The organism is Serratia sp. 506_PEND (assembly GCF_001076875.1).
GTDB classification, from domain to species: domain Bacteria; phylum Pseudomonadota; class Gammaproteobacteria; order Enterobacterales; family Enterobacteriaceae; genus Serratia; species Serratia marcescens.
In genome coordinates this window covers 1-415 of the sequence record NZ_JVEL01000131.1, presented here as the reverse complement: position 1 = coordinate 415, position 415 = coordinate 1, and the positions used below count along the sequence as shown (strand labels likewise).

Genomic DNA, 415 nt, shown 5'->3' with positions numbered 1-415 from the left:
CACTCGGGAAACCAGGTGCATGACGAATGAATAGCGGTCCACCTTGGTCAGGTCGGCCACATAGCGGCTGCCGGCCTGGCAGATGCGCGCCAGATCGTTGCGCGCCAGATCGACCAGCATCAGGTGCTCGGCCAGCTCTTTGTGGTCGGTGCGCATTTCCAGCTCAATGCGGCTGTCGAGATCCAGATCCAGCGAACCATCGGCGCGGCGGCCGCGCGGGCGAGTGCCGGCGATCGGGTAGATTTCGATTTGGCGATTGCCCGCGTCGTATTTCAGCGCGCTCTCCGGCGAAGCGCCGAACAGGGTGAAGTCATCATCCTGCATGAAGAACATGTACGGGCTGGGGTTGTTGTCTTTTAAGGTTTGGTAGGCCGCCAGCGGCGCCGGGCACGGCAGGGTGAAGCGGCGCGACGGC

1 protein-coding gene is annotated in these 415 nt (G+C 63.4%); it reads right to left on the bottom strand.

The annotated features are described in order from the left end of the window. On the bottom strand, nt 1-415 hold a 415-nt coding region (locus ADK28_RS03605; protein ID WP_048794908.1), incomplete at both ends, for a chorismate-binding protein.